The 8,290-nt window shown below is 70.5% G+C and carries 9 protein-coding genes; 1 reads left to right on the top strand and 8 read right to left on the bottom strand.

All coding sequences use genetic code 11. The annotated features are described in order from the left end of the window. Positions 1 to 34 precede the first annotated feature (34 nt). From otnC to HMPREF0731_RS16035, 8 genes are all read right to left on the bottom strand, one after another. Entirely contained in the window at positions 35 to 667 is a 633-nt protein-coding gene (gene otnC / locus HMPREF0731_RS16070) for a 3-oxo-tetronate 4-phosphate decarboxylase (protein ID WP_007005228.1), read from the bottom strand. A 100-nt stretch (positions 668 to 767) separates the two neighbouring features. Next, positions 768 to 2,177, bottom strand: a complete 1,410-nt coding sequence (locus tag HMPREF0731_RS16065; protein WP_007005227.1) for a GntP family permease — start codon at positions 2,175 to 2,177, stop codon at positions 768 to 770. Positions 2,178 to 2,234: 57 nt separating this feature from the next. Beyond that, positions 2,235 to 3,194, bottom strand: coding sequence for a D-erythronate dehydrogenase (gene denD, locus HMPREF0731_RS16060; protein ID WP_007005226.1), 960 nt, complete (start codon positions 3,192 to 3,194; stop codon positions 2,235 to 2,237). After that, positions 3,191 to 3,994 carry a DeoR/GlpR family DNA-binding transcription regulator gene (locus HMPREF0731_RS16055; protein ID WP_007005225.1) on the bottom strand — a complete coding sequence of 268 codons (804 nt, stop codon included), beginning with the start codon at positions 3,992 to 3,994 and terminating at the stop codon, positions 3,191 to 3,193. The genes denD and HMPREF0731_RS16055 overlap by 4 nt, the downstream gene beginning before the upstream one ends. 7 nt (positions 3,995 to 4,001) lie before the next feature. Continuing rightward, on the bottom strand, positions 4,002 to 4,781 hold the full coding sequence (gene otnI / locus HMPREF0731_RS16050; RefSeq protein ID WP_007005224.1) for a 2-oxo-tetronate isomerase: 780 nt from the start codon (positions 4,779 to 4,781) through the stop codon (positions 4,002 to 4,004). A 20-nt stretch (positions 4,782 to 4,801) separates the two neighbouring features. Next, entirely contained in the window at positions 4,802 to 6,058 is a 1,257-nt protein-coding gene (otnK, locus tag HMPREF0731_RS16045) for a 3-oxo-tetronate kinase (RefSeq protein WP_040613634.1), read from the bottom strand. Continuing rightward, entirely contained in the window at positions 6,058 to 6,969 is a 912-nt protein-coding gene (gene ltnD / locus HMPREF0731_RS16040) for an L-threonate dehydrogenase (protein WP_007005222.1), read from the bottom strand. The genes otnK and ltnD overlap by 1 nt, the downstream gene beginning before the upstream one ends. Before the next feature lie 166 nt (positions 6,970 to 7,135). Next, complete coding sequence (locus HMPREF0731_RS16035) at positions 7,136 to 7,711, bottom strand: NADPH-dependent FMN reductase (RefSeq protein ID WP_007005221.1); 576 nt, start codon at positions 7,709 to 7,711, stop codon at positions 7,136 to 7,138. Between the two features lie 295 nt (positions 7,712 to 8,006). On the opposite strand from HMPREF0731_RS16035, the gene HMPREF0731_RS25635 reads away from it, so the two are divergent. After that, a partial coding sequence (locus HMPREF0731_RS25635) for a hypothetical protein (RefSeq protein ID WP_040613632.1) occupies positions 8,007 to 8,290 on the top strand: 284 nt, incomplete at its 3' end.

Raw genomic sequence — 8,290 nt, 5'->3', positions numbered from 1 at the left:
CGCTGAGGCCCGGCGCCGCCCGGCCGCGCCGGGCTCAGCCGAAGGTGCGCAGCAGGTCGTCCACCTGCGCCGGCGTCAGCTCGCGCGGCGACTGGCCGCGCAGCATCAGGGCGAGCTTGGCGGATTCCTCCAGCTCCTCGGCGGCATAGACGGCATCCACCAGCGTCTTGCCGGAGACCACCGGGCCGTGATTGGCCAGCAGCATCGCCCGCGCCTCGCGCGCGGCGGCATGGATCTCGGCCTCCATCGCCGCATCGCCCGGGCGGTAGTAGCGGATCACCGGCAGGCGGCGGCCGACGCGCATGACGAAATAGGGCGTCAGCGGCGGGATCGGCATGGCGTCCTCCGGCCCCGCCAGGCAGCCGATGGCGGTGGCGCAGGTGGAGTGCAGATGCACCACCGCCCCCGCCTCGGGCCGCGCCGTCAGCACGGCGCGGTGCATGAAGACCTCCTTCGAGGGCTTGTCACCGCCGACATGGTTCCAGTCGGTGTCGAGCTTGCTGATGCGCTCCGCGCGCAGCCGGCCGAGCGAGGAATTGGTCGGCGTCATCAGGTAGCCATCCGGCAGGCGGACGCTGATGTTGCCGGCGCTGCCGACGGAATAGCCCCGCGCGAACAGGCTGGCGCCGAGTTCGACGAGGAGGTCGCGCAATTCGGACTCGGTCATGTGGGTCTCCCCCAGGGGTGGAAGCGGCGGCGCCGAGAGCGAAGCAGGGCGGTCAGGAGGGACGGGGCCCCGTCGCCGGGGCCCCGCCAGGCTCATGGTGTCAGCCGAAGAGGGCGTTGGCCACCAGCAGCGTCACCAGGCTGGTGGCCCAGCCGATGGTGGTCGGCACCGACCAGGTGATGATCTGGTGCTTGGCGTTCTTGACGCCGAGGATGCGGTTGATCACCCAGAAATAGCTGTCGTTGAAATAGCCGAACACCATCGAGCCGATGCAGGCGGCCTGGGCGGCGAAGACCATGTTCACATCCGGGATCTGCGCCAGGATCGGCGCCGAGATCGAGGCGCCGGTGATCATGGCGACCGTGCCGCTGCCCTGGATCAGCCGCACCAGGCTGGCGATGACGAAGGGGATCAGCACCGCCGGCAGCGGCAGCGTCGCCACCCACTGGCCGATATAGGTGCCGGTGCCGCTGTCGCGCAGCACGGCGCCGAGCGCGCCGCCGGCGCCGGTGACCAGCATGATGATGCCGGCCGCCTCGATGCCCTTCTCCATCTGGGCCACCGCCTCGTTCTTCGAGAGGTTCCCGGCCAGGCCGTAGACCGCGATGATGACGCCGAGGCCGACCGCGATCACCGGGTTGCCGATGAAGGCGCAGAGCTGCACCAGCGTGCTGGCCTGCATCGCCTGATTGCCGGCGGCGATGCTGGAGACGACGGTGTTGAGGAAGATCAGCAGGATCGGCACCAGGATCGGCAGCATCGACAGCCAGAGCGGCGGCAACTCGCGCTCGCGCTCGGCGGCGTTGCGCTTGAATTCCTGGAAGGCGTCGCCGGAGGTGAGCGGCAGGCGCTCGCCGGTCTCGCGCTCGATCATCGCCTCGATCTTCGGGCCCATGGCGCGGGCATAGAGGATGATCGTGAAGCTGGCGGGCAGCGTCAGCACCACGCCCCAGAAGATCATCAGGCCGATATCGATGTTGAAGATACCGGCGGCGCCGAGCGGGCCCGGCGTCGGCGGCACAGCGTGGTGCGTCAGCATCAGGCCGCCGGCCAGCGCGATGCCCAGCGTCAGCACCGAGCGGCCGGCATTGCGGGCCAGCGCGCGCACCAGCGGGCTGAGGATGACGAAGGCACTGTCGCAGAAGATCGGGATCGAGACGATGTAGCCGGTGGCCATCATCGCCCATTCCTCGCGCTTCTCGCCGAGCCAGCGCACCAGGCTGATGGCCAGCTTCTCGGCCGCGCCGGAGACTTCCAGGATGCGGCCCATCATCACGCCGAAGCCGATCACCAGGCCGATGGTGGAGAGGGTGGCGCCGAAGCCGGTGGTGATCGAGCGGACCACGGCATTGGGTGCCATGCCGGCGGAGAGGCCGGCGATCGAGGCGGCGATGACCAGGGCGACGATGGCGTGCACCTTGGTGCGCAGCACCAGGAAGATCAGCAGGGCGATGCCGGCGATCAGGCCGACGATCGCGCCCGGGCCGACCGCGGATGCGGCAGCGTTCATGGAAGTCTCCAGCTTGTCATTGGGCCCGCCGGGGCAGACGCCCGGCGGGAAACACACTCAGCGGACGAATTCGTCCTTGTACTGGCGCACCACCGCGTCGAAATCGCCGTCGCGGGTGAAGCCGAGGGCGAGCGGGCGGCTGACCTCGAAATCGCCGGGCCAGGAGCACACGATGTCGATGATGCGCTGCTCCAGCTCATGGCTGACCAGGGCGCGCGGGGCGGCGCCGCCGACGCGCTCCAGGCTCGCCAGCATCTCGGCGACGGTCACGCAGATGCCCGGCAGGTTCAGCGTGCGCCAGGGGCCGATGCGCTCGCCCTCGACCGCCAGGGCGTGCACCAGGTTCGCCACCACCACATCGGGGGAGGAGAGCCACATCCGCGTCTCCAGCGGCACCGGGCAGTTGGAGGCGACGCCCGCCAGCGGTTCACGGATGATGCCGCTGGCGAAGGAGGAGGCGGCCGAGTTCGGCTTGCCCGGGCGCACCACGATGGTGGGCAGGCGGCAGACGCGGCCATCGACGAAGCCCTTGCGGGAATAGTCATTGACCAGCAGCTCGCCGATCGCCTTCTGCGCGCCGTAGGAGGAGGCGGGCATCAGCGCCATGCTCTCGGGCACGGTCTCCGGCATCTCGCCGCCGAACACCGCCAGCGAGGAGGCGAAGACGAAGCGCGGGCGGTTGCCGGTGGCGCGCGCCGCTTCCAGCAAAGCGCGCGTGCCATCGACATTGACCCGCATCGAGAGGTCGAAATCCTGCTCCGACTGTCCGCTCAGCACCGCGGCCAGGTGGTAGACGCCCACCGTGTCGGCGCCGATGACCTGGCGGGCGAAATCCGGGTCGGAGATGTCGCCGGTCAGCGAGGCGACACGCGCATCCTCGACCGGGCAGGGGGCGAGGTCGACCGAGAGGATGCTGTCGAAGGCGGGCAGGCCCGGCTTCTGCCCCTGGCCGGCAAGGAGGGCGCGGATGACACGGCTGCCGAGGAAGCCGGCGCCGCCGGTGACGATGATCTTCATGCTGCGGTTTCTCCCTGGGCCAGGGCCGGCTCGGCCGTGGCGATGTGCAGCGCGACGCCGCGCTGGCGGATCGCCAGGCGGACATCCTCCGGCAGGCCGGAATCGGTGACGATGGCGGACAGCGCCTCCAGCGGCACGGCGTTGAAGGTGCCGATGCGTCCGTATTTGCTGCTGTCGGTGACGAGCAGGCTGCGCGAGGCGCTCTGCGCGATGGCGCGCTTCACCGCCACCTTGTTCTCCGACGGCGTCGAGACGCCGCGCAGCCCGAAGGAGGAGGTGGAGATGAAGGCGATGTCGAAGTTGAAGCGGCGGATCGCCTCGGCCGCCGGGTCGCCGACGCAGGATTCATTCTCCCGCTCGACCTGACCGCCGGTGTGGTAGAGGCGGCAGCGGCTCTCCCGCGTCAGCAGGGCGGCGATGACGAAGTCGTTGGTGACGACGGCGATGTCGTCGCGCGCGGCCAGATGGCGCGCGAGTTCCAGCGTGGTGGTGCCGGCATCCAGATAGACCACGGCGCCGGGGGCGGGGGGTGCGACCTCCAGCGCCAGCCGGCCGATCGCCACCTTCTCGGCATGCGCCATCGCCGCCTTGGCGCTGTGCGACGGCTCGAAGGAGATCCGCTCCGGCAGGCTGATGCCGCCGGCGACCGACATGACCCGCCCCTCGCGCTCCAGCTGCTGGATGTCGCGCCGCACCGTCATGTGCGACACGCCCAGCAGCTCGGTCAGCTCGGCGATGCTGAGCACGCCGCGCCCCGACAGCCGCGCGACGATCAGGTTCTGCCGCTCGGCAGGGATCATCGCCGCCTCAGCGCGCCTTGTAGGAGGCGAACCAGCCGAGCCCGGCCTCGGTCGCGGCGCGCGGATTGTATTCGCAGCCGATCCAGCCCTTGTAGCCCACGCGGTCGAGCACGGCGTAGAGATGCGGGTAGTTCAGCTCGCCCTCATCCGGCTCGTGCCGCTCGGGCACGGAGGCGATCTGCACATGGGCGAAGCGGCCGGCGAGCTTCTCGATCAGCTTCGTCAGGTCGCCATCCATGATCTGCGCGTGGTAGAGGTCGAGCTGCAGCGCCACATTCGGCCGCGCCACGCGCTCGATCAGCGCGATGGCGTCGAGCTGGTGCGCGATGAAGTAGCCCGGCATGTTGCGGCTGTTGATCGGCTCCACCAGCAGGGTGATGCCATGCGGCGCCAGCGCATCGGCGGCGTAGCGGAAATTCTCGACGAAGGTGGCCTCGCAGGCGGCGCGGTCCAGCCCCTCGGTGAGGCCGGACATGGCGTGCAGCGTCTTGCAGCCGAGCGCGCGGGCATAGGTGATGGCGGTCGCGACATTGTCGCGGAATTCCTGCTCGCGGCCGGGGATCGCGGCCATGCCACGCTCGCCCGCCGCCCAGTCGCCGGGCGGCATGTTGAACAGCGCCTGGGTCAGACCGGCGCTGTTCAGCTTCTCCGCCACCACCTCCGGCGGGTGGTCATAGGGGAAGAGGAATTCCACCGCCTCGAACCCCGCCGCCGCGGCGCGCGCGAAGCGGTCGAGGAAGGGCACATCGGTGAACATCATGGAGAGGTTGGCGGCGAAACGCGGCATGGTGATCCTCCGATGCCGGCTCAGCCGGCGATGTCCTGCGCGTCGAAGAAGAAGCGCTCGGCGCCGAAATTGCCGGATTTCAGCGCCAGCGAGATGGGCGCCTCCACCGCGCGCACCCAGGGCACGCCGGGGGCGATCTGCGGGCCGATATGGAAGCCGCGGATGCCGAGCGACTGCGTCACCACGCCCGAGGTCTCGCCGCCGGCGACGATGAACTGGTCGAAGCCGGCATCCCGCAGGCGCTGCGCCAGCGCGCCGAAGACGCGCTCCACCGCCTCGCTCGCCTCGGCCGCGCCGAAGCGGGCCTGGATCTCTTTCAGTTTTTCCGGGTCGGTCGTCGCATAGACCAGCGGCGCGGGCCCCGAAATCGGCTGCGCCAGCACCCATTCGGCCAGCTCATCGGCATAGCCCGGCTCGGCGATGCAGCGCTCCACCTCGACCAGCAGCGAAGGCGCCGCGGCGCGATAGGCGGCGACCTGCGCATTGGTCATCTGCGAGCAGGAGCCGGAGAGCACGATGGCGCGGCCCTGGCGGGGCTTGCCGGCCTCGGCGGCGCTGGCGGCATCGCCGCGCAGCTCGGTCCAGGCCCGCGCCATGCCGTCCGCCAGGCCCGAGCCGCCGGTGACCAGCGTCATGTCGGCGACCGCCTGGCCCATCACCTCCAGATGGCGGTCGTTCAGCGCGTCCAGCACGGCGTAGCTCTTGCCCTGGGCGCGCAGCGCTTCCAGCGCCTGCCGCACCGCCTCAGGCCCCTGGTCCAGCACCGGGGCGGGGACGTTGCCGGCCTTGCCGCGCGCCTGCGCCTCCATCAGCCGCATGACATTGCTGTCGGTCATCGGCGTGACGGGGTGGTGGCGCATGCCGGATTCATCCAGCGGCACGCCATTGACGAAGAGATGGCCGCAATAGATGGTCCGGCCATTCACCGGCAGGACCGGGCAGATCACGGTGAAATCCTCGCCCAGCGCGTCCAGCAGCGCATCCGTCACCGGGCCGATATTGCCGCGCGGCGTGCTGTCGAAGGTCGAGCAGTATTTGAAGAAGAACTGCCGGCAGTCGCGCGCGCGCAGCCAGTCCAGCGCCGCCAGGCTCTGGCGCACCGCCTCGGCCGGGTCGCAGGAGCGGGTCTTCAGGCTGATCACCACCGCATCCGCGTCCACGCGCAGCGCGGCGTCGGGCACGTCGTTCAGCTGGATGGTGCGCAGCCCGTTCGCCACCAGGAAGCCGGCGATGTCGGTCGCACCGGTGAAGTCGTCGGCAATGACACCCAGGCGCATCACTTGGCCTCCTCGTCGCCCGGCAGGCGGATGCCGGCGAAGCTCTTGATCACGGCGGCATCGTCCAGCTTGCCGAAGCCGGCATTGCTGGCATTGGCGAACATGCTGTAGGCGGTGGTGGCGAGCGGCAGCGGGAAGTTCAGCGAAAGCCCCGTCTCGGTCACCAGCCGCAGATCCTTGACGAAGATGTCGACCGCCGAGCGCGGCGTGTAGTCGCCATCGACCACATGCTTCATGCGGTTCTCGAACATCCAGCTGTTGCCGGCGGCGTTGGTGACGACGTCATACATCAGGTCGAGCGGGATGTTGGCGCGCGCGGCCAGCGCCATCGCCTCCGCCCCCGCCGCGATGTGCACGCCGGCCAGCAGCTGGTGGATGATCTTCACCGTGGCGCCGAGCCCGGCGCTCTCGCCGATCTCATAGACCTTGCCGGCGACCGCATCGAGCACCGGGCGCAGCCGGTCGAAGGCGGGGCGGGGGCCGGCGGCCATCACCGTCATCTGGCCGGCCGCGGCCTTGGCGGCGCCGCCGGAGACCGGCGCGTCCAGCGCCAGCAGCCCGCGCGATTCCAGCTCCTGCGCGATGGCCTGGGCATCGGCCACGGCGATGGTGGAGGAGACCATGACCCCCGTGCCGGGGCGCAGCCTGGCGGCCAGCCCGCCCTCGCCGAACAGCACGGCGCGGCATTGCGCGGCGTTGACCAGCAGCAGCAGCACGGCGTCGAGCCGGTCGGCGAATTCCGCCGCGCTGGCGGCGACGCCGGCGGCGCCGGCCTCGCGCAGCGCCTCGCGCGCCGCCGGGTTGAGATCGGCGCCATAGGTCTCGAGGCCGGCCTCGATGCAGGAGCGCGCCGCGCCCATGCCCATGGAGCCAAGGCCCACCACACAGACGCGGTAGCGGTTGTCGCTCATCGGAGGATCCTCCCAAGTGAGACGCGGGGCGTGTGAAATTCTGATCGGTCGCCGTGCTGGCTCCGCAGTTACGCCCAGAATCTCCCGCAGGGAAGTCCGGTCAGGAACAAATTTTCACATATTCTTCCCACGATGCCGGCCTGGTGGCCGGCGCCATGGGTCCTGCTCAACCGGGCGTGGCGGCGGCGACCAGCGTCTCCGCCAATTGGTGGAGCGCCTTGAGCGGCCCCGGCGCGGTCAGCGCGCCCGTGGCGTCGAAGGCTTGGTGCGCGGCGGGCACCGCCACCATGGCCGGCAGCACCCGGGCGCCGAGGCCGAGCTCCAGCGTGTGGCGCAGCGCGATCAGCCCGCGATAGCCGCCGAAGCCGCCCGGCGAGGCGCTGCCCAGCGCATAGACGGGCGTGCCGAAGGCGGCGCCCTGGCCGCCCGCCTCCTTCACCCGCGACACCCAGGAGAGGGCGTTGACCAGCAGCGGCGTCAGCCCCGCATTGTATTCCGGGCTGGCGATGAAGACGCCGCGATGGCCGGCCAGCTGCGCGTGCAGCGCCTGCGCGGGCTGCGGGATGCCGCCGCTCTGTTCCAGGTCGCCATCATAGATCGGCAGCGGATACTCCTTGAGGTCGAGCAGCGTCACCGCCGCCCCCTGCTCGCGCAGCGCCGCCGCGGCGCTGTGCGCCAGCTGGCGGTTGAGCGAGCCGGCGCGCAGCGAGGCGGCGAAGACCAGGATCGGGGTGGCGGCCATGGGGAGGTTCTCCGGAGCGCCCGCCGGGGCATCCGGCGGCGCGGGCGGAGCAATGCTATGGCGCGCCGGCAGCGCGGCCAAGCCGGGCCAGGGCCCCGCCGCCGGCAAGCAAAGAACTCCTCAAACCATGTCAGGACTTTTGAAAATCGCGAAAATTCGGTGCTGGATGCTGAGATTGACTGTGTGAGGCTCGCGGAATGGTCAATCGGCGATAACGGATGCGTGTCTCGACTTGCCACCTTTCCGCCGCAACGGGCCGTCTAGCGTGACGCGACACAGCCATGGAGCAGACCGGATGAGCGGCACCGCCTGGAACGGACCGGCGCATTGGGAAGGCGACGCGCGCCCGGCCGGCAACATCGCCACGGACCTGGACGGCGCCGCCTCGGTGCTGGACAGCGCGCTGCATGGCACGCCGGTGGCCCAGGGCCTGGGCAACCTCGCGCTGGGCGCGAAGCTGGCCGACATGATCGACCACGCCTGGAATGGAGAGCTCGGCGCGCTGACCGTCGACGGCTTCAGCCTGGCCGGCGGCGCCGCCGGGGCGGCGGTGGGTGGTGCCGCGGGCGGCGCGCTGGG

Source organism: Pseudoroseomonas cervicalis ATCC 49957 (genome assembly GCF_000164635.1).
Classification (GTDB): Bacteria; Pseudomonadota; Alphaproteobacteria; order Acetobacterales; family Acetobacteraceae; genus Pseudoroseomonas; species Pseudoroseomonas cervicalis.
The sequence above is the reverse complement of the archived record's forward strand: the minus strand, read 5'-3'. Positions and strand labels throughout refer to the sequence as shown.

Excerpts from the sequence above, each read along its gene's own strand:
- otnC (WP_007005228.1), bottom strand. The coding sequence starts at position 667 with ATGACCGAGTCCGAATTGCGCGACCTCCTCGTCGAACTCGGCGCCAGC.
- HMPREF0731_RS16065 (WP_007005227.1), bottom strand. The coding sequence starts at position 2,177 with ATGAACGCTGCCGCATCCGCGGTCGGCCCGGGCGCGATCGTCGGCCTG.
- denD (WP_007005226.1), bottom strand. The coding sequence starts at position 3,194 with ATGAAGATCATCGTCACCGGCGGCGCCGGCTTCCTCGGCAGCCGTGTC.
- HMPREF0731_RS16055 (WP_007005225.1), bottom strand. The coding sequence starts at position 3,994 with ATGATCCCTGCCGAGCGGCAGAACCTGATCGTCGCGCGGCTGTCGGGG.
- otnI (WP_007005224.1), bottom strand. The coding sequence starts at position 4,781 with ATGCCGCGTTTCGCCGCCAACCTCTCCATGATGTTCACCGATGTGCCC.
- otnK (WP_040613634.1), bottom strand. The coding sequence starts at position 6,058 with ATGCGCCTGGGTGTCATTGCCGACGACTTCACCGGTGCGACCGACATC.
- ltnD (WP_007005222.1), bottom strand. The coding sequence starts at position 6,969 with ATGAGCGACAACCGCTACCGCGTCTGTGTGGTGGGCCTTGGCTCCATG.
- HMPREF0731_RS16035 (WP_007005221.1), bottom strand. The coding sequence starts at position 7,711 with ATGGCCGCCACCCCGATCCTGGTCTTCGCCGCCTCGCTGCGCGCCGGC.